16 protein-coding genes are annotated in these 18378 nt (G+C 72.3%); 6 read left to right on the top strand and 10 right to left on the bottom strand.

The annotated features are described in order from the left end of the window. Positions 1-93: 93 nt before the first annotated feature. A complete protein-coding gene (locus tag B072_RS0140295; protein ID WP_026246837.1) occupies positions 94-3846 on the bottom strand; it encodes a S8 family serine peptidase in 3753 nt (1250 codons plus the stop codon). Between the two features lie 191 nt (positions 3847-4037). Between B072_RS0140295 and B072_RS0140290 the strand changes: the two genes are divergently transcribed. From B072_RS0140290 to B072_RS0140275, 4 genes are all read left to right on the top strand, one after another. Continuing rightward, positions 4038-5018, top strand: coding sequence for a winged helix-turn-helix transcriptional regulator (locus B072_RS0140290; protein ID WP_018535683.1), 981 nt, complete (start codon positions 4038-4040; stop codon positions 5016-5018). A 48-nt stretch (positions 5019-5066) separates the two neighbouring features. Continuing rightward, on the top strand, positions 5067-5549 hold the full coding sequence (locus tag B072_RS0140285) for a DUF456 domain-containing protein (protein WP_018535682.1): 483 nt from the start codon (positions 5067-5069) through the stop codon (positions 5547-5549). Between the two features lie 312 nt (positions 5550-5861). Continuing rightward, a complete protein-coding gene (locus tag B072_RS0140280; RefSeq protein WP_018535681.1) occupies positions 5862-6533 on the top strand; it encodes a DedA family protein in 672 nt (223 codons plus the stop codon). A gap of 83 nt (positions 6534-6616) precedes the next feature. Further along, complete coding sequence (locus B072_RS0140275) at positions 6617-7300, top strand: 4'-phosphopantetheinyl transferase family protein (RefSeq protein WP_063746492.1); 684 nt, start codon at positions 6617-6619, stop codon at positions 7298-7300. A gap of 2 nt (positions 7301-7302) precedes the next feature. Here the strand turns inward: B072_RS0140275 and B072_RS0140270 are convergent, their stop codons facing one another. The 7 genes from B072_RS0140270 to B072_RS48910 all read right to left on the bottom strand — a co-directional run bounded on the left by B072_RS0140270 (position 7303) and on the right by B072_RS48910 (position 14142). Continuing rightward, a complete protein-coding gene (locus tag B072_RS0140270; RefSeq protein ID WP_018535679.1) occupies positions 7303-7812 on the bottom strand; it encodes a methylated-DNA--[protein]-cysteine S-methyltransferase in 510 nt (169 codons plus the stop codon). A 5-nt stretch (positions 7813-7817) separates the two neighbouring features. Then, a complete protein-coding gene (locus B072_RS0140265) occupies positions 7818-9206 on the bottom strand; it encodes a bifunctional transcriptional activator/DNA repair enzyme AdaA (protein WP_018535678.1) in 1389 nt (462 codons plus the stop codon). 200 nt (positions 9207-9406) lie between these two features. Beyond that, on the bottom strand, positions 9407-10516 hold the full coding sequence (gene rsgA, locus B072_RS0140260; protein ID WP_018535677.1) for a ribosome small subunit-dependent GTPase A: 1110 nt from the start codon (positions 10514-10516) through the stop codon (positions 9407-9409). A gap of 227 nt (positions 10517-10743) precedes the next feature. Further along, positions 10744-12018, bottom strand: coding sequence for an MFS transporter (locus B072_RS45110; RefSeq protein ID WP_051127400.1), 1275 nt, complete (start codon positions 12016-12018; stop codon positions 10744-10746). After that, positions 12015-12527 carry a hypothetical protein gene (locus B072_RS0140250; RefSeq protein ID WP_018535675.1) on the bottom strand — a complete coding sequence of 171 codons (513 nt, stop codon included), beginning with the start codon at positions 12525-12527 and terminating at the stop codon, positions 12015-12017. Before B072_RS0140250 ends, B072_RS45110 begins: the two co-directional genes overlap by 4 nt. Before the next feature lie 29 nt (positions 12528-12556). Further along, a complete protein-coding gene (locus B072_RS0140245; RefSeq protein WP_018535674.1) occupies positions 12557-13807 on the bottom strand; it encodes a hypothetical protein in 1251 nt (416 codons plus the stop codon). A gap of 179 nt (positions 13808-13986) precedes the next feature. After that, positions 13987-14142, bottom strand: a complete 156-nt coding sequence (locus B072_RS48910) for a hypothetical protein (RefSeq protein WP_018535673.1) — start codon at positions 14140-14142, stop codon at positions 13987-13989. Between the two features lie 428 nt (positions 14143-14570). On the opposite strand from B072_RS48910, the gene B072_RS0140230 reads away from it, so the two are divergent. Next, positions 14571-15305: a hypothetical protein gene (locus B072_RS0140230; RefSeq protein WP_018535671.1), complete on the top strand. Its 735-nt coding sequence runs from the start codon at positions 14571-14573 to the stop codon at positions 15303-15305. Positions 15306-15350: 45 nt separating this feature from the next. Here B072_RS0140230 and B072_RS0140225 read toward each other — a convergent pair whose 3' ends face one another. Further along, the gene (locus B072_RS0140225) at positions 15351-15800 is read right to left on the bottom strand and encodes an Lrp/AsnC family transcriptional regulator (RefSeq protein ID WP_018535670.1); all 450 of its coding nucleotides are present in this window, start codon (positions 15798-15800) and stop codon (positions 15351-15353) included. A 161-nt stretch (positions 15801-15961) separates the two neighbouring features. Between B072_RS0140225 and B072_RS0140220 the strand changes: the two genes are divergently transcribed. Further along, positions 15962-16984 (top strand): asparaginase, encoded by a 1023-nt coding sequence (locus B072_RS0140220; RefSeq protein WP_018535669.1) that lies wholly within the window; start codon positions 15962-15964, stop codon positions 16982-16984. Between the two features lie 39 nt (positions 16985-17023). On the opposite strand, the gene B072_RS0140215 is transcribed toward B072_RS0140220, so the two are convergent. Further along, the gene (locus tag B072_RS0140215; protein WP_026246834.1) at positions 17024-18346 is read right to left on the bottom strand and encodes a radical SAM protein; all 1323 of its coding nucleotides are present in this window, start codon (positions 18344-18346) and stop codon (positions 17024-17026) included. Between the last annotated feature and the right edge of the window lie 32 nt (positions 18347-18378).

Genomic DNA, 18378 nt, shown 5'->3' with positions numbered 1-18378 from the left:
AAAATCCCTGGCACGAAAGATCCGCCGGGCGGCGCCACCCCCACGGGAAGGCCACCCGGCGGACCGGATCAGGTGATCGTTCGAACCCGCGAACTAGCGCACGTCGTAGGCCCGTTCCACGGTCTGGCTGACCGCGTTCCCGTGGCTGTCCGTGAGCTGCGCCCTGACCGTGACCTGCTCGCCGGAGGCGCCTGCGTGGTCGACGGTCGCCGTCCACTTCCCGTTCCGTCGCGAGGTCGTCGCCTCGGTCCAGGTCTCTCCGCCGTCGTAGGAGTAGGAGAGGGACACCTTCGTCAGGTCGCCGGGCCGGTAACCCGCGTGGCCCGTGACCGAGACACCGATCCGCTGGCCGTCGCGTGCCGCCAGCGTCTTGAGGCCGTCCTCGGGGAGCGTCAGGTGCGGGAAGAGCAGCGGGATGCCCTGCGAGTAGACGTCCTCGTCGAGGTGGGAGCGGAACGACCACGTGGTGGCGGTCTGCGGCGAGCGGCTCCACACCTTGGAGCCGATCTTGGCGGTCGCCAGGGTGAGTTCGTACGCGGAGTCGTCGGCGGGGACGTCGAACACTCCGAACGGCCAGCCGCTCTCCCCGATCACCTCGCCGTCGCGCTTGAGCTGCACGCTGCCGATGTCACCGAACGAGCCCTGGAACCCCTGGTGCTGTCCGTCGCCCCAGAAGCCGGGCGCGACCCCGATCAGGTTGCCCTGCCGTTCGGCGGCGAGGGCCTCCTCACCGGTGGCCGTCAGCGGGGTCGTGGGCGCCATCACGCCGCCGTACCACTCCTCGGTCCGCCGCTCGCCCTTCTCGTACGTGCGCGCGGGGTCGCTCATGAACTCGCCGAACGGGAAGGAGCTGGACACCTCGTGCCCGAAGCCGGTGTCGCCCGTGGAGTACAGCTCGGTGCGGGTGGACGGCGCGGCGATCGTCATGAGGTCGCCGAATCCGGCGGACAGGCCGGTGGGGCGGGTCGCCGAGGGGTAGTCGATGTAGTCGGTGGCGGTGCCCATCGCGCGGTACGTCGCCGTGTTCGCGGCGAGGTCCTTGTCGGCGACGCGGTAGGTGCGGTCGCCGCGGATCTGGCCGCTCTCGGGGAAGGCCAGCGTGTAGGTGTACGGGCTGTTCGCCGTGGCCTTCCAGTGCAGCGTCGTGGCGCCGGAGGCGACGCGCGCGGCGAGCGCGGTGCCCTCGGCCGTCTCCAGGGCGAGCATCGGCAGCGGCGCGCCGGTGAAGCCGACCGCCGGGTACCAGCGACCCGCGGTCCCGCGGTACAGGACGACGCCCTTGACGCCCTCCTTGGCCGCGGCCTGCGCGACGGCGGAGGCGCTGCCCCCGTCGGGCAGCTTGACGAGGGCCAGCTTGCCCTTGGCCGCCGCCAGTTCGTCGGCCGTGCCCGCACCGCCGGAGACGATCTGGGAGCTGCCGGTGCCGTCGAGGTTCGCGGAGCTGGTGGAACCGGTCAGCGGGTGCAGGTCCGGGCCGCCGCGCACACCGAACTCGCTGATCTGCGGAGCGGCGGCGCGCCAGAAGCTGTCGAACTCGAACGCGCCGTTCTTCGCGCGGCCCTGGACGTCGGCGTAGTAGGCGCCGACCGTGCGCGAGCCCTGGATGGTGGCCGCGTGCACCCAGTTGTCCGTGCCGAAGGTGCGGGCGAAGCCGAGCGAGGCGCCGCGCACCTCGCTCGCCCGGTCCGTCCTGATGTCCAGCCGGTGGGCCTTACGGGCGTCGAGGACGACGGTGGTGTCCTTGGTGAGGTCCACCTGCGGGCGGCCGAGGAAGGTCGCCGAGTCGACGAGCGTGCCCTGCGCGTCGGGGGTCGCGACGAAACTCGACACGAAGTAGGCGCCGGGGCGCAGTCGGTAGGTCTGGTCGGTGGCGCCGTCGTTGACGCGTCGCTCGCCGGAGGCGTCGTCCAGGCCGATGACGTCGAGCGAGGAGGCGCCGGATGCCGGTTCGCCCTTCCGGTCGACGACCTTGACGCGCAGGGTGACCGTCTCGGGCTGCACGTACAGGGAGAACGGGGTGCTCAGGTGCACGCCGCCCGGCCCGGTGGCCAGGACGCGGCCGGTGACGTCGCCGTACTGGGCGGCCTTGAGGTGCGCCGCCGGGTCGAGCTTCAGCGGGACGTGGACGGTGCCGCCCGCGGGCACGGTGACGGTGCGCGCGTCGAGTCCGGCGACGTTCGAGCGGACCGTGGAGCCGTCGTTGCCGGTGACGCGGGCGACGGACAGGCTCAGCTTCACCGGCTTGCCGGTGGTGTTGGTGTACGGGACCTGGACGGTGGTGCGGTCGCTCTTGTCCTGCGGCCAGTTGAAGGTGCCGCCCTGGACGGCGTCGGCGCCGAGGACCGTCTGGTCGATGGCGGCCTTCACGTCGAGGCGGCCGCCGCCGGTCTCACGCACGTCGCCGGGTATCTCCGCGTCGGCGGAGGAGACGAGCGCCTGCTTGATCTGCTGGGCGCTCCAGTCGGGGTGGCGCTCCTTGACGATGGCGGCGGCGCCCGCGACGTGCGGGGTCGCCATCGACGTACCGCTCATGGACTGGTACGCGTACACGCCCCGGCCGCCCGCGGCGGCGGCGGAGATGGCGACGCCGGGGGCGGCGATCTCCGGCTTGAGGGTGTGGGTGCGCTGGACCGGGCTGCGGCTGGAGAAGCTCGCGGTGGAGTCGTCGCGGTCGACGGCGCCGACGGTGAGCACCTCGGGCACGCAGCCGGGCGAGGAGACCGAGTTGAGGGTGGGTCCCGCGTTGCCCGCGGCGATCACGAAGAGCGTGTCCTTCGCGGACCGCGCGAGTTCCTGGGTGGCCTCCGCCATCGGGTCGGAGCAGTCGAGCTCGGAAGGGTTGCCGAGGCTCATGGAGACGACGTCGGCGCCCTCGTCGACGGCCCACTGCATGCCGGCGATGATCCACGAAGTGGCGCCGGAGCCGCTGTCGTTGAGGACCTTGCCGTTGAGCAGGGTCGCGGCGGGCGCCACGCCCTTCTTCTTTCCGCCGCTCGCGGCGCCGGTGCCGCCGACGGTGGAGGTGGTGTGGGTGCCGTGGCCCTGGTGGTCGTCGGCGTCGGCGGAGTCGGTGAAGTTCTTCGACTCGGCGACCCGGCCCTTGAGGTCGGGGTGTTCGGTGTCGACGCCGGTGTCGAGGACGGCGACCTTGGTGCCCTTGCCGTCGTAGCCGGCGGCCCACGCCTGGTCGGCGTGCACCTGCTTGGTCGACCGGTCGAGCAGCGCCTTCACCTTGGCGTCGAGCCAGAGCTTCTTCAGGTCGCCCGCGGCGCGGGAGCGGGGGCTCGTGACGTCGGCCCAGAAGTCGGCGGCCTTCTTCTTGTCGGCCTTGAGCGCGACACCGCCCACCGGGTCGAGGACGAGTCCGCGCTCGGCGCCGCGCGGGGTGGCGGGCACGCCGCGGGCGACGTCGACCGAGGAGTCGTAGGTCGCGATGAGCGGCAGGGTGGCGCTGTGCGCGTCGTCGTAGCCCTGCCGGATCAGGCCGGTGACGTTGAAGAGTTCCTCGTCGACGCGGCCCGCGGCGAGCGCCTGCGCGGCGCCGTCCGGGTAGACGTACAGGTCCTTGCCCGTGCGGCGGGTCTGCAGCAGCGGCACGGAGCCGTCCTCGGCGGGCAGGGCCGTGGCGGTGGTCCGGCCGTCGGCGCCGGTGGTGACCAGGACGCGGTCGCCGGTCACCAGAGTCACCGTCGCGGTCGTGGACTTCGCGGCCGCGGCGGCGCTGCCCACGAGTGGACGGCCGCCGTCCGGGGCGCTCCCCTCCACTGCCCCGGACGGCACGGCCACCGTGACGGCCAGGGCGGCGGCGGTCGCCGCCACCAGGGCCGTACGCGATATCGGGCGCATCGCTCTCCCCAAGTGAATGCGCAGGTGAATACAGGGCAAAGCCCGTATTCCCGGCGGGTGTTGGTGCTGCGGTGGCGCCACATTGGCAGAGTGGCGGAAGGTACGGGGAAGATGAGCGCGGCGGGAATGTGCCGTGGCTGTTTCCCGCCACGGGGGTGACGGAGTGCGCGATCAGGGAGGGGCGTCACCGGATGCTGGGTGCGATAGGTCTGGACGAGGTGGACGAGTCGGCGTACTGCGCCCTGGTGGCGGTGGGGGCCGCCGACGTACCGGATCTCGCGCAGCGGCTCGCCCACGCCGAGTACGAGACCGAGCGGATCCTGCGCCGCCTGGAGCGGCACGGTCTCGCCGCGCAGTCGTCGGCCCGGCGCGGGCGCTGGGTGGCCGCGCCGCCGGGGATCGCGCTCGGCGCGCTGCTCGCCCAGCACCGGCACGAGCTGGAGAAGGCGGAGCTGACGGCGGCGCGGCTCGCCGAGGAGTACCGGGCGCAGGCGTCCGAGCCCACGGTGCACGACCTGGTGGAGGTGGTCACCGGAGCGGCCGCCGTCACCCAGCGCTTCCTGCAGATCCAGCTCGGGGCGACCGAGGAGGTGTGCGCCCTGGTCACCGACAACCCGGTCGCGGTCACCGGCACGGACAACGCGGCGGAGCAGCAGGCCGTCAGCCGGGGGGTGGGCTACCGGGTCGTCGTCGAGCGCGAGGTGCTCTCGCTGCCCAGGGGTCTGACGGAACTGTCCACGGCGATCGGCCGCAACGAGCGGGTGCGCATGGTGGACCGGGTACCGACGAAGCTGGTGATCGCCGACCGGTCGCTCGCCATGGTGCCGCTGACCTCACGCTCCGCCGAGCCCGCCGCCCTCGTCGTGCACGCGAGCGGACTCCTCGACTCGCTGAGCGGGCTCTTCGAGGCGGTGTGGCAGCAGTCGCTCCCGCTGCGCCTCGGTGAGGACGGCGGGGTGATCGAGGACGGCCCGGACGGGCCCGACGCGACCGACCTCGCGATCCTCTCGCTGCTGCTGGCGGGGCTGACCGACGCGAGTGTGGCGAAGCAGCTGGACCTGGGCCTTCGGACGGTGCAACGGCGGGTGAAGAGACTCATGGAGCTGGCGGGGGTGACGACCCGGCTGCAGCTGGGGTGGCACGCGTTCGAGCGGGGCTGGGTGTCCCGGTAGAGCCTTTCTGGCCGTGCCGGAGCGGCATGGTCATGGCACGCTGAGCGCATGGGAGCGTGGGAACTCCTGCTGGTCGGGGCCGTTCTCGCCCTCGGTCTGTGCGGGGTCTTGGTGCCGGGAGTGCCCGGGTCGTGGCTGGTGTGGGCCGGGGTCGCGGTGTGGGCGCTGCGCGAGCCGAGCGGCCTCGCCTGGGGTGTCCTCGTCGGCGCCACCGTCGTACTGTTCGCCTCCTTGGTCCTGCGCTGGCAGCTGCCGCCGCGCAGGCTGCGCCAGGCCGGGGCGACCCGGCAGCTCGGGCTGTGGGCGGGGCTCGGGGCGCTCGTCGGGTTCTGCGTGGTCCCGGTGATCGGTGCGATTCCCGGCTTCGTCGGCGGCATCTACGTCTCGGAGCGGCTGCGGCTCGGCAGCCACGGCGACGCGGTGGCCTCGACCCGGACCGCCATGCGGGCGGGCGGCTCCAGCGTGCTGGCCGAGCTGTTCGCGTGCCTGTTGATCGTGGGGGCGTGGCTGGGAGCGGTGATCTGGGGCTGAGGCGCTGCCGCGCGCCTGCCGGGTTGCTCGTTCGTCGCAGGGTGTGGGTGGTGGGTGGCTGGTCGCGCAGTTCCCCGCGCCCCTGAAGGCATGCGCTGCGCGCAGCCTTCCCCTGAAGCGAGCGGAGCTCGCTGCCAGGGGCGCGGGGAACTGCGCGAGAAGCCCCACCGGGCCCGCACCCGCCCACCCTGCGGAGAACCGCACTTTGCCAAACGGTTACCCTCGTAGGGGTGCTGAGCTGTCATTTCCAGCCTGGGTGGAGTCCGGGCAGCGGGCTCGGACGAATCACATCGCCCCTGCCAGGAGACCCCCATGCACCTCGTGACCTCGGCCGCCTCCTCCGCCGAGCCGACCAGCGGCATAGCGGGCTGGGCGGCCCGTCTCGTCGACACGCTCGGCGGCCCCGGCGCCGGCCTCGCCATCGCCCTGGAGAACCTCTTCCCGCCGCTGCCCAGCGAGGTCATCCTCCCGCTGACCGGCTTCGCGGCGGGCCAGGGCGCGATCAGCCTCGCGTCGGCCCTGTTCTGGACGACGCTCGGCTCGGTCGTCGGCGCGGCGGCGCTCTACGGCATCGGCCGCGCGATCGGCCGCGACCGCATGTACGCGCTGTGGGCCCGCCTCCCCCTGGTCAAGGTCTCCGACCTGGAGAAGACGGAGGCCTGGTTCCAGCGTCACGGCACCAAGGCGGTCCTCCTCGGCCGGATGATCCCCATCTTCCGCAGCCTGATCTCGATCCCGGCGGGCGTGGAGCGGATGCGCCTGCCCGTGTTCCTCTCCCTCACCACGATCGGCTCGTTCGTCTGGAACACCGTGCTCGTGCTCGCCGGGTACGGGCTGGGCGACCAGTGGGACCTGGTGGAGAGTTACGTGGGCGTCCTGTCGAAGGTGGTGCTCGGGGCGGCGCTCGTCGCGGTCGTCGCGTACGTGGCCGTAAGGATCCGGGGGCGTAAACGGGGCGGACACCGGGTCGGACAGGACCGGTAGGCTCGCGGCGCCCCGTGCGGCCCGCCACCGGGCACAACCGGCGGATCCTGGCCGTGCCGCGCTACCTGGAGGCGTGACAGATCATGAACAGCTCGTGGGCACCCATGCGTGACGTGAGGGAGTTGCCGCCGCAGGGGCGGGTCCGGCTGTGGCTGGCGCGGACGGACGACGAGGCGGGTTCCGGGGACGGGACCGGCGTCCTGGACGAGACCGAGCTGCGCCGCGCCGCCGGGTTCCGCTTCGCGCGGCACCGGGAGCGGTACGTCGCCGCGCATCTGGCGCTGCGCGGTGTCCTCGGCGAGCACCTCGGGTGCGCCCCGGGCGACGTGCGCTTCGTCCGCCTGGCCTGCCCGGGATGCGGCGAGCCCCACGGCCGCCCGGCGCTCGCGGACGCACCGGACGTGCACTTCTCGCTCTCCCACAGCGGCGACCTGGCCCTGATCGCCGTCGCGCCCGCGCCGGTCGGCGCCGACGTGGAGGAACTCCCCTCCGCCGAGGTGGCCCAGGACCTGTCGGCCGTCCTGCACCCGCGCGAGCGGGCCGAACTGGCCGCTCTCGACACCCCGTCGGCCCACCGCGCCGCCCTGGCCCGCGCCTGGGTCCGCAAGGAGGCCTACCTCAAGGGGATCGGCACGGGCCTGGCCCGCGCGGCGGACCTCGACTACGTCGGCACGCTGACCGGCTCGCCCGGTGCGCCCGGCGGTTGGGTGGTCCGGGACGTTCCGGCGCCGGACGGGTACACGGCGGCCGTCGCCGTCGCCCCCTGACGTCAGAGGTTCCCTTCCAGGGTCAGCAGCTGGACCTTGCGCTCCAGGCCGCCCGCGTACCCGGTGAGGGAGCCGTCGGCGCCGATCACCCGGTGGCAGGGGCGCAGGATCAGCAGCGGGTTGGCGCCGACCGCGCCGCCCACGGCCCGCACGGCGGCGCGCGAGGCGCCGATGCGGGCGGCGACCTCGCCGTACGTGGTGGTGGCACCGTAGGGGACGTCGTCCAGCGCGTCCCACACCTTGCGCCGGAACTCCGTCCCCTCGGGCCTCAACTCCAGCGTGAATTCCTTGAGTTCACCGGCGAAGTAGGCGGCGAGCTGCCGTCGCGCCTCGGCGAACCGGGCCGGGTCACGCACCCAGCCGTCCTGGACCGTGCGCCCGCCCTTCTGCCCGGGGACGGACAGGGACGTCAGGGCGCCGGACGCGTCCGCGGTGAGGAGCAGTTCACCGAGCGGACTGTCGAGGGTCGTGCAGTACGTGGTGGTGGCAGCGGTCGCCGCGGTGTCGTTCATGGGGGTCACAACTGTCCTTCTACGTCGAGGTGTTGACGCGCGTACGACCGCCAGGGCCGCCATGCGTCGCTGTCGCTGAAGTGCCGGTCCCCCGGTACCGCGGTGTCGGGGTCGCCGAGCGCGCGCAGCCGGATCAGGGCGGCGGTGCGCGCGTCCATGCCGGGAAGGCCACGCAGTCCGGCCTCGGCGTCGTCGCGGTCGGCGCCCGCGTCGAGGCGCAGGGTGCCGTCGGCGAGCGCGCGGGCGAGGGCGCCGAGCGTGCCGGGTTCGCCGGCGAGGGCGTCCGGCGCGGGGAAGAGCCGGGCGAGTCCGCCGCAGGGCGCGTCGAGCCGTTTTCCGTACCGCTCGACGAGGCGCGCCGCCTCGGCGCGGCCGACGAGGATGCGTACGGCCAGTTCGTCGGGGTCGGCGGCGCCGGGCGAGCGCAGCCCCGGGCGGGCGGTGACGAGCGGGGCGAGCCGGGGGTCGGCGCGGAGCCGCTCGTCGATCGCGTACGGGTCGGAGTCCAGGTCGAGGAGGCGGCGCAGCCGGCCCACGGCCGTCGTCAGGTCCCGCAGGTCGGTGAGGTGGATCCGGGCGTCGAGCCAGCCGCCCCGATGCTCGGCCCGCGCGCCGGGCTGCTCGTGCCCGGCCTCGTCGACGGAGACGATGCCGCTGCCGTAGGGCAGCCGCAGGGTGCGCCGGAAGATCCGCGACCCGCTCGCCCCGGTCAACTCCTCCACCCCGTCGATGAGTTCACGTCCGAGCAGGTCGAAGACGGGCCCGGCCTGATAAGCGCCCCGGTGGGCGAGGCGCAGCGGGATACCGGCGGTGGCGGCGACGGCCCTGCTCCGGTCCGGGGCGTCGGCGCGCAGTTGCGTGGGCGTACGGGCGTACACCTCACGGATGGTGTCGTTGAACTGCCGCACGCTGGCGAAACCGGCGGCGAACGCGATCTCCGTGACCGGCAGTGGCGTGGTCTGCAGCAGGACGCGGGCGGTGTGCGCGCGCTGGGCCCGGGCGAGCGCGACCGGGCCCGCGCCCACCTCCGCGGTGAGCTGGCGCTGCACCTGGCGGGCGCTGTACCCGAGCCGGGTGGCGAGCCCGCCGACGCCCTCCCGGTCGACGACCCCGTCACCGATCAGCCGCATGGCGCGGCCCACGACGTCGGCCCGTACGTTCCACTCGGCGGACCCGGGCACGGCGTCGGGACGGCACCGCCGGCAGGCCCGGAAACCGGAGCCCTGCGCGGCGGCGGCCGTCGCGTAGTACCGCACGTTCTGCCGCTTCGGGGTGACCGCGGGACAGCTCGGACGGCAGTAGATCCCGGTCGTCTCGACGGCGAAGAAGAACTCCCCGTCGAACCGGGCGTCGCGGCTGCGCACGGCCTCGTAGCGCGTGTCCTGGTCGATCATCACGCTTCCCAGTGTCGCGGGTGCGGGCCGCTCTGGCTGGCGGGAATCGGACACAGCGTTGCCCCTGGGGGTTTCGTCGCCGGGCGCGGGCCGGTGGGGCTTCTCGCGCAGTTCCCCGCGCCCCTGAAGCATGCGCTGCGCGCGGCTTCCCCTGAAGGCCGTAGGCCTTTCAGGGGCGCGGAGAACTGCGCGACCAGCCCCTACCTCAGGCGCCCCCGCTTGGCCTCCATCGCGGCGCGGCCCTCCTGCCCGCGCTGCTTCCAGACCTTGAGCATCTCGCCCCGCAACCTGGCATCCGTACGCGCGGCGAGCCGCTGGTTCTCCCGCAGCAGCTTGCGGTAACTGTCGAGCCGCCGCTGCGGAAGCGTCCCGTCGTCGAGCGCGGCCAGCACCGCGCAGCCCGGCTCCGCGTCATGCGCGCAGTCGTGGAACCGGCACCGCTCCGCCAGCTCGGCGATCTCGGCGAACACCTGGCCGACGCCCGCCTCGGCGTCGTACAGACCGACCCCGCGCAGCCCGGGCGTGTCGATGAGTACGCCGCCGCCGGGCAGCACGAACAGGTTGCGGGTGGTCGTGGTGTGCCGGCCCTTGCCGTCCATGTCCCGTACGGCCTGGACCTCCATGACGTCGGCGCCGATCAGCGCGTTGGCGAGGGTCGACTTCCCGGCGCCGGACTGGCCGAGCAGCACGGACGTGCCGCCCGCGACGACGGCCCGCAGGATCTCGATCCCGGCGCCGTCGAGCGCGCTGACGGGCACCACCTCGACGCCGGGCGCGGTGGTCCGCACGTCGGAGACCAGGTACGACAGGCCGACCGGGTCGGGCACGAGGTCGGCCTTGGTGAGGACGACGAGGGGCTGGGCCCCGGACTCCCAGGCCAGGGCGAGGAACCGTTCGATGCGGCCCAGGTCGAGTTCGGCGGCCAGCGACACGGCGATGATCGCGTGGTCGACGTTCGCGGCGAGGACCTGTCCCTCGGACCGCTTGGACGAGGTGGACCGCACGAACGCGGTACGGCGCGGGAGATACGCCTGGACATAGCGGGGATCGGCGCTCTCGGGATCAACGACGGCCCAGTCCCCCGTGCAGATGACCTTCAGGGGGTCGCGGGGCACGACGAACTCGGTGTCGGCGCGCACCACACCGTCGGCGGTGGCGACATCGCACTGCCCGCGGTCGACACGGATGACCCGGCCGACCACGAGACCGCGCTCGGCGTACGGGCCGAACTCGGCCTCCCACTCCGCGTCCCAGCCGTGCGGGGCGAGCGGGTGCGAGGAGACCGAGCCAGAGAGAGAAGAGGAAGACAAGGGGTGACCCTTCACATGGGTGGCCCCGGCACCGCGCACACAGACGCGGAAGAGAAGAGGTGTCAGCCGGCGGCCACGGAGGTGGACTTGACGAACTGCTGGTTGCGGGCAACGCCCGTCGCGACGACAGTCATCGGTCAACACCTCCCGGATCACACACTCAGCTGCGGCAGCGGCCGCTCGAACAGTGACGACCATAACCACTCGCCCTGCCGCCCTCAACCGATTTAACTCTTGTCCTCCGCGGTGCGGAACCGCGGCGGCGGCCGGAGCACCCCCACGGCGAACGCCACCGGCACCAGCGCGAGGGCCAGCGCCGCTCCCCCGGCCGCGAGCACGGCGTATCCGGAGGCGGCGACGACCAGTCCCGAGGCCATGCCCCCGGTGGCGCCGGCGACGGCGACACCGACGTCGGCGAGGCCCTGCGCGGCGGCGCGGTGGGCGGGCGGTACCGCGGCGGTGACGACGGCGGTGCCGCCGATCAGGCCGAGGTTCCAGCCCAGGCCGAGCAGGACGAGGCTCGCGGCGACGGCGGGCAGGGAGTCCAGGGGCGCCGCGGCGGCCCCGGCTCCGGCCGCGAGCAGGACGAGGGCCGAGAGCATGAGGACCCGTGGACCGCCGATCCGGTCGACCAGCAGGCCGGTCAGCGGGGACGGCAGGAACATCGCGCCGACGTGCAGGGCGATGACGAGCCCGGCGGCCTGGGTGCCGTGCCCGTGAGCGCGCAGGTGGACGGGGGTCATGGTCATCACGGCGATCATGACGAGCTGGGCGAGGGCCATCGCGGCCGCGCCGAGGAGCAGGCCCCGCGAGAGCCCCGCCCGCGCCGTGCCCTGCGCCGTGTCGGCGGGCTCCGGCGCCGCGGCCCTGGCCGGCGGCAGCGGGTCCGGGCGCAGGAAGAGCACGAGGACGGCGGCGGCGAGCGCGTAGGCCACGGCCGCGAGGAGGAAGGGGCCGGCCAGCCGGGGCACGTGCCACTGGTGGGCCACCTCGCCGGTGGCGTCGGCCAGGAAGGGGCCCGCGACCGCGCCGAGGGTGGTCGCGAACAGGACGGTGCTCATGGCGCGGCCCCGGCGCTCGGGCGCCGCCAGGTCGGCTCCGGCGTACCGGGAGAGCAGGTGCGCCGCGGTGCCCGCCCCGTACACGGTCAGGGCGATCAGCAGCAGGACGGGGCTGTCGGCGACCGCGGCCGTGACGACACCGAGGCTGCCGACGGCCGCGGCGGCGTACCCCGCCGCGAGACCGGGCCGTCGCCCCCGGAGCTGGCACAGCCGGCCGATCCCGGCGGCGCCGGCCGCGGAGCCGCCGGCGAACAGCAGCGCGGGAACTCCGGCGAGGCCGGTGGAGCCGAGCATGTCCTCGGCGATCAGCGCGCCGACCGTGATCCCCGCGGTGAGTCCGAGTCCGCCGATGACCTGCGAGATCACCAGGACGGTCAGGACCCTGCGCTGCCGCGGGAGTTCGGGGTCCGTGGCCGTCGCGGCCACCGGGGCCGTCGTCAAGGAGTCTCCGCCGCGTCGAGCGCCGCGATGTCCGCCAACGGCATGCCGAGCTCCTCGTGCAGGAACCGCACGATCGTCCAGTGCGGCAGCGCGCCCTCGTCGAACGGGCCGAACTCCCTTACGTACAAGGGGATCCAGCGCAGCGCCTCGTCGATCGCCCGTTCCCGGCCCGGCTCCTGCTGGTACGCCTCGTAGGCGATGCTGCGGTGCTCGATGAAGTACCCGCCGGGCAACCGCTGTTCGCACAGGGTGCGGTACTCGCGGGTCTGCAGGATGAGGTAGTGCCAGATCTCGTCGATGTCCTGTTCCACCGGCAGGAAGAGCCCGCCGAGCCGGTCGCGGTGGCGCGAGACGAGGTAGAGGTAGCGCAGGCACTCGGTGACCTGCCGCGTGACGAAGTCCGGTGCGGCGCCGGTCCTCTCGACGAAGTACGCCACCACCTCGGCGTGCAGCTCGTCGCCGATCAGCGCCGTGAGGTCGCCCTCGGACAGGTGGACGTGCGTGGTCATGGTTCTCCTCCGGCTGTGTCGAGGGTGGGTCAGCGCCCGTCGCGCGCGAGCCAGGCGTACTTGCCGGACTTGCCGACCGGGATGTGCGTACGGTGCTCGGCCCGGCAGCTCAGACCGGTCAGGTCCGCGACGGCGGCGGCGAGTTGGGCCGAGCGTCCGGGCTGCGGCGTACCGTCGAAGGTCGTGTAGACGAGGAGGGCTTCGCGCTCCCCCTCGTCCGGTACGTGGAGCTGGTGCAGGAAGACCTCGGGCGCGACCTCGCCGACCCGGTCGTCCAGGTCCCCCTGGGAGACCGGCCCGTGGGCCGTCGTGAGCAGTTCCTTCTCGCGTCCGCAGAAGCGCACGATCCTGTCCGGATCCGGCGTCCCGTCCGCGGTGCGGACGCAGTCGCCCGAGCGGTACCGGATCAGCGGCATGTACGGGTTGCGCACGCTCGTCACGATGAGGCTGTGGATCGCGCTGCCGGGGTGGACCGGGATCAGTTCGACGCCCATGTCGTCGAGGTACGGGTGGTACCGGCCGGTGCGGTCGCTGTAGTAGAGGTAGCCGAGTTCGGTGCTGCCGAACAGGTCGATCACCGGGCAGGCGAAGTGCCGCACGAGGAAGCGCCGGACGGTGGCGGGCGTGTACTCGTAGGCGTGGATGATGCTCGCGGGCGGCGGGAAGTCGTCCCACAGCCCCCACTGCTTCGCCTTGAGCACCAGGTGCGCCAGGTGGTGGGCGGAGCAGTCGAGGTGGTACAGGCCCTGCGGGTGCGCGCGTTGTTCGTCCCGGATCTCGCCGATCATGCGCTCGACCTCGTGCCGCTCCCACAGTGCGGGATCGAGCCGCAGGTTGAGATAGACCGTACGGGCGTCGAGGCGCCGTTCGTCGAGGGCGGGCACCGGATCCGGTCGCGTCCCGCGCTTCTTGGCGTTGACGCGGGCGACGTGCTCGGTGGCGAGGACCGTGGTGAGGGAGACGCGGCGGCAGCCCTGTTCCCAGGTGAAGGCGATGTCGGGGTGCTCGCTCCACAGCCGGTAGTAGGAGTTCAGCAGGAAGTACGGGGGCCGGATGATCTGCATCCGGGCGTGGTTGGTGCCGGTGGAGAGCACGTACTCGGCCTCGCCTGACTCCAGCGCGGCGGCGAGCCGCGGGGTCATCCAGTTGTCGGGGAAGCCGCGGGCGATCTCGGGCTTGTCCAGGACGGGGAAGTGCCCGCGTCCGGCCGACGTGCGGTAGATCGGTATGTCCCTGATCCGGTCGACGACTTCGGGGGTCGGCTGACCCTGCGTCAGCACCGTTCGTGGGCTGGGCAAGCGGAAACCTCCAGGAGCGCGAAGGAACGCGAAGAGACGCGAGGAGACGCGAGGAGACGCGAGGAGACGGGAAGGGGCGGGCCGGGAAAAGGGCCCGGCCCGCCCCGGTGGCACGTCCGGTCAGCCGGTCGGAAGCCGGCCGGCCGGTGGGCCGGTCGCGGTCACGAGATACAGCCGGACTTGGGCGTCGCGCTGATGCATCCGCTCTTCGGGGTGGCACTGATGCAGCCGTCCTTGGCGGCCGTGCCCGAGGAGTTGGCGGCGACCCAGCGCTGCCAGACGTCGTCCTGGGCCATCTTCCGGATCAGCTTCTCCATCGTGAACCTCCGTCACGTAGGGGGTGTCGATCACGCGGACGTCGCGCCGCTTGAAGGTAAAGCGATTACCAAGTAACCGTCAAGAAATGACCATACCCTCATGATCGATTTCGAGCCACGCCCGGAGCGCCCACTCGGGTGCCACTTCGAGAGGAGCGCCTGGAGGTCGTCGAGCAGGAAGACGACGTCCTGCTCCACCGAGCCGGGGACGACCCCGGCGTCGCGCACGCGAGCGGACGGCCGCCCGTCACATTCAGGCCACGAATTCTTCGCGGCCGAGACACCGTCAGGGAGGCAAAGGGGACGTAAACCGAGGTCGCGCACACTCTTTTGACGCGACATATCCCTCTACAGCGGCACACTCCCGGACCTTCGCACGCCCGATCGAGTCGTCATGACCCCGCACAGCCTCCACTTACGCTGCCCTTATGCGCGTCTCAAAGAACCTCATACCGCTGGCCGCCGTCGCGGTGCTCGCGGTCGGCTGCAGCTCCGGGAACGACTCCGACTCCGACTCGGGTTTCCCGTTCCCGTCGTCCGCACCCTCGTCGTCCTCGTCGACCGGCAGCGGGGCCACGGAGGCCGCCGCCCCGCAGAAGGCCCTTCCCGTCCAGGTGACCGGACCGAACAAGGCCGTCCTCGCCGACAGTTCCGACCCGAAGCTCGAGGTCACCCCGGAGCCGGCGACCGACGCCTCCTTCACGGAGAAGGTCAAGCACAAGCTGCGCGAGGACGTGCTGCGGCAGGTGAAGGTGCCCGGCAAGACCAGCGCCGACTGCCCCAAGGGCATCACCCTGAAGGCGAACGCGGTCAGCACCTGCAACGTGACCTACGAGGGCGCCACCGTCCCGTACGAGGTCAAGATCAGCAAGAGCTACAAGCCCGGCTCCTTCATGACCTTCTACAACAGCACCCCGAAGAAGGGGCTGCTGGTCGCCGACGCCGCCTACGGGCGCCTGTGGGAGACGTACAAGTCCCGGTCCGACGCGAGCAAGATCTCCTGCGAGGAGCTGCCCGCCGCCAAGGCGTTCGACTTCGGCAAGGACACCGGGCTCCGCTGCCAGTACTGGAGCGAGTACGGCGGCGACAACGGTGACGGCGGCTTCAAGGGCCTCGGCGTCAAGGTCGGCACCTACGGCGTCGACTTCTACGAGGTCGACTGAGCGCTCGACCGACGGGCCGGCCGGTGAGCGGGCGGCCGGCCCGGGCTACACAGGCAGCCCTCGATGCTCCTTCACCCGCTTCATGATGATCTGGGAGTTCACCTCGGTGACCCCGTCGAGCGTGGTCAGCCGCTCGATCCACAGGCGTTCGTACGCGGCGAGGTCGGCGACCGCGATGCGCAGCAGGCAGCCGGGGCTGCCGAAGAGGCGGTAGGCCTCGATGACGTCGGGGATGTCCTGGAGCGCGCGCTCGAACGCCTCGACGGACTCGCGGTCGCGGCGCACCTCGATGGAGACCAGGACCTCGAAGCCCCGCCCGACGGCCTCCGGGTCGACGATCGCGCGGTAGCCCTGGATGACCCCGTCCTGCTCCAGCTGCCGGACGCGGCGCAGACACGGGGACGGACTCAGACCCACGCGCTGGGCCAGCTCCTGATTACTGAGGCGGCCGTCCTGCTGCAGCTCGCGCAAGATGTGCAGGTCAATGCTGTCCATGGCGCAATTATCCACCACGGTTTCCGCGTTCCCGGGTCAGGATTGGCAATCCGATTGCGCCGTTTTCGACCTATCCTTGCGGTGATCGAATGTGTATGCGCACGCCGCACACCCGGCGCAGCCGCAGCACTCCCCCCACCTGACCCGCGAGGCACCTCTTCATGAAGCGCATCACGCTCATCAGCACCGGCGGCACCATCGCCAGCCGCTGGCAGGGCACCGGCTACGCCGCGGACGCCGGCGGGGACACCGTCCTGGCCAGCGCCGCCGTGCCGGACGGCGTGGCGGTGAAGGTCGTCGACCTGTTCAACATCAACAGCTCGCAGATGACCACCGAGCGGCAGCTGACCCTGCTGCGCGCGGTGCGCGAGGAGCTCGCCGACCCCGACGTCGACGGCATCGTCGTCACGCACGGCACGGACACCCTGGAGGAGTCCGCGTTCCTGGTCGACCTGTACCACGACGACCCGCGCCCGGTGGTGTTCACCGGTGCGCAGAAGCCGCTCGGCGCGACCGACGGCGACGGTCCGGGGAACATGTACGACGCGCTTCAAGTCGCCTCCTCCGTAAAGGATCTGGGCGTCCTGGTCGCGTTCGACGGCAAGGTGCACGCCGCGCGCGGCACGGTGAAGACGCAGACGCTCGCCGCGAACGCGTTCGGCGACCCGTCGCGGCCCGAGGCCCTCGGGCGGCTCGGCTTCGGCCGGGTCGACGTCCGCCGCACCCCGGAGCGCCCGGCCCCGCTGGCCGCGCCCGCTCCGGACGGCCGGATACCGCGGGTCGACATCGTCATGCACCACAGCGACGCCGATCCCGCGCTCTTCGACGCCGCGATCGAGGCGGGCGCGCGGGGCATCGTGCTCGTCGCCACCGGCGCCGGGAACGCCACCCCCGCCTTCGCCGCCGCGGTCGCCGACGCCGTGCGCCGCGGGGTGCTCGTCGCCGTCTCCACCCGGGTCCCGGCCGGGCCGCTCGCCGAGATCTACACCGGCGGCGGCGCCGTGGACCTGGTCGCCGCGGGCGCCGTCCTCACCGGCACGCTCCGCGCGGGCCAGGCCCGGATCGCGGTGCTCGCCACGGTGCTCGCGGGCGCGGGCGCGGATCTGCTGCGCACGCTCGTCGCGGCACCGGCACCGGTCACCGAGAGCGCCGGCACCACCGACGAGCAGGCCGCTGCCGCGTAGACGTCCTGGTCGGGTGCGCGTCCCGTGGGGACGCGCGCCTCAGACCTCCACGGCCTCCTGGTTCGGCGCGAGGCTGTCCATGAACGAGCTGACCGAGAACACGGCCCGGCCGGCACCCGACGGCCCGTATCCGGGCGGGGACGACAGACCGAACTCGTCCATGGTCGAGCGGTAGGCCTCCAGCAGCCGGATGTGGTACTCCAGCGGCGCACCGTTCGGGTTCTCCTTGCCGAGCGGCGTCGTCGGCTCCGGGCACCACGTGGTGAAGCGCGGCGTGATGCCGTTCGACATGAAGAAGCGCAGGCCCTCCGTGGTGGAGGCGATGGCCTCGTCGACGGTCTTGAAGCCGAAGGGCTCGGCCATCTCGACGCCCGCGACGAAGTTCGGGATCACATTGCGGGCGCCGAAGACGTCGCGCGAGTCGAGGATGCGCTTGTGCCACTCGTCACGGCCGACGTAGCGCTCCTTGCCCGGGCAGTACATCTTGAACAGGTACTCGTCCCACACCTCGTAGTTGGGGTGGTAGATCTGCACGCCGTAGTCCTTGAACCGCTGCACGTCGTCCTTGGGCAGCGCCTGGGCCACGACCTTGCCGATCCAGCGGCCGGGGAAGTGCTCCTCGATGGCCTTGGCGTAGCGCCCGTAGAAGTCCGCCTCGTCCAGTCCCTGGACCTTCGACGTGATCGCGCCGCCGGTGAGGGTGTACGCGGTCGACGCCTTCGCGGTGTCGTACTGGTCGATGATCGAGAGCGCCTCGAGGACCTCGTCGACGTCCTTCACGCCCGTGTAGGGGCGGCCGGCCGCCTTGTGCTGGCGCCAGTTGTGGTTGATGTCGCAGTACTGGCACTCCTCCTTGGCGCCGAAGTACTGGCAGACGCGGAACGCGGTCAGGTAGATCAGGTAGCCCCACTGGATCGTCGGGGCCACCTCCATGACCGACTTTCCGTTGGAGAGCTTGTGGCGGTAGTACTCCGGCATGGGCGGCACGCCGACGTCGGAGATCCGCTTGCCGTCGAGGTAGAGGCCGAGCATGCCGGACTCGTCGGCGGCGACGCGGTACGGCGACGACGGGTTCACGCGGACCGAGACGACCGTGCGGCGCAGGTCGTAGGGGCCGCCGGTGAGGACGATCTCCTCGGGCGGGCGGCGCAGCGCGGCCTCGCCGAGCTCGGGGAGCGTGCCGTGGTCGAAGGAGAAGATGAAGTACGACTTCGGCTTCACCTCGCCGTCCTCGTTGTCACTGAGCGCCGAGGCGTCGAAGGCCACACCGCCGCGCAGCAGGTCCTCCTTGAAGACCGCTTCCCTCGGAACGTGCGGGAAGCGCTCCATCAGGTCCTCTACCAGCGCCGTGCGGCTCTGCATCCCGTTCTCCTTGCTCATCCGACGGTCACAGC

Origin of the sequence: Streptomyces sp. HmicA12 (genome assembly GCF_000373565.1) — a bacterium.
Taxonomy (GTDB): Bacteria; Actinomycetota; Actinomycetes; order Streptomycetales; family Streptomycetaceae; genus Streptomyces.
The sequence above is the reverse complement of the archived record's forward strand: the minus strand, read 5'-3'. Positions and strand labels throughout refer to the sequence as shown.

What these genes read in the sequence shown, in the direction of transcription:
- B072_RS0140290 (WP_018535683.1), top strand. Translation starts at nt 4,038, where the DNA reads ATGCTGGGTGCGATAGGTCTGGACGAGGTGGACGAGTCGGCGTACTGC.
- B072_RS0140295 (WP_026246837.1), bottom strand. Translation starts at nt 3,846, where the DNA reads ATGCGCCCGATATCGCGTACGGCCCTGGTGGCGGCGACCGCCGCCGCC.
- B072_RS0140285 (WP_018535682.1), top strand. Translation starts at nt 5,067, where the DNA reads ATGGGAGCGTGGGAACTCCTGCTGGTCGGGGCCGTTCTCGCCCTCGGT.
- B072_RS0140250 (WP_018535675.1), bottom strand. Translation starts at nt 12,527, where the DNA reads ATGACCACGCACGTCCACCTGTCCGAGGGCGACCTCACGGCGCTGATC.
- B072_RS0140225 (WP_018535670.1), bottom strand. Translation starts at nt 15,800, where the DNA reads ATGGACAGCATTGACCTGCACATCTTGCGCGAGCTGCAGCAGGACGGC.
- B072_RS0140220 (WP_018535669.1), top strand. Translation starts at nt 15,962, where the DNA reads ATGAAGCGCATCACGCTCATCAGCACCGGCGGCACCATCGCCAGCCGC.
- B072_RS0140265 (WP_018535678.1), bottom strand. Translation starts at nt 9,206, where the DNA reads ATGATCGACCAGGACACGCGCTACGAGGCCGTGCGCAGCCGCGACGCC.
- B072_RS0140215 (WP_026246834.1), bottom strand. Translation starts at nt 18,346, where the DNA reads ATGCAGAGCCGCACGGCGCTGGTAGAGGACCTGATGGAGCGCTTCCCG.
- B072_RS0140270 (WP_018535679.1), bottom strand. Translation starts at nt 7,812, where the DNA reads ATGAACGACACCGCGGCGACCGCTGCCACCACCACGTACTGCACGACC.
- B072_RS0140230 (WP_018535671.1), top strand. Translation starts at nt 14,571, where the DNA reads ATGCGCGTCTCAAAGAACCTCATACCGCTGGCCGCCGTCGCGGTGCTC.
- B072_RS0140280 (WP_018535681.1), top strand. Translation starts at nt 5,862, where the DNA reads ATGCACCTCGTGACCTCGGCCGCCTCCTCCGCCGAGCCGACCAGCGGC.
- B072_RS0140275 (WP_063746492.1), top strand. Translation starts at nt 6,617, where the DNA reads ATGAACAGCTCGTGGGCACCCATGCGTGACGTGAGGGAGTTGCCGCCG.
- B072_RS48910 (WP_018535673.1), bottom strand. Translation starts at nt 14,142, where the DNA reads ATGGAGAAGCTGATCCGGAAGATGGCCCAGGACGACGTCTGGCAGCGC.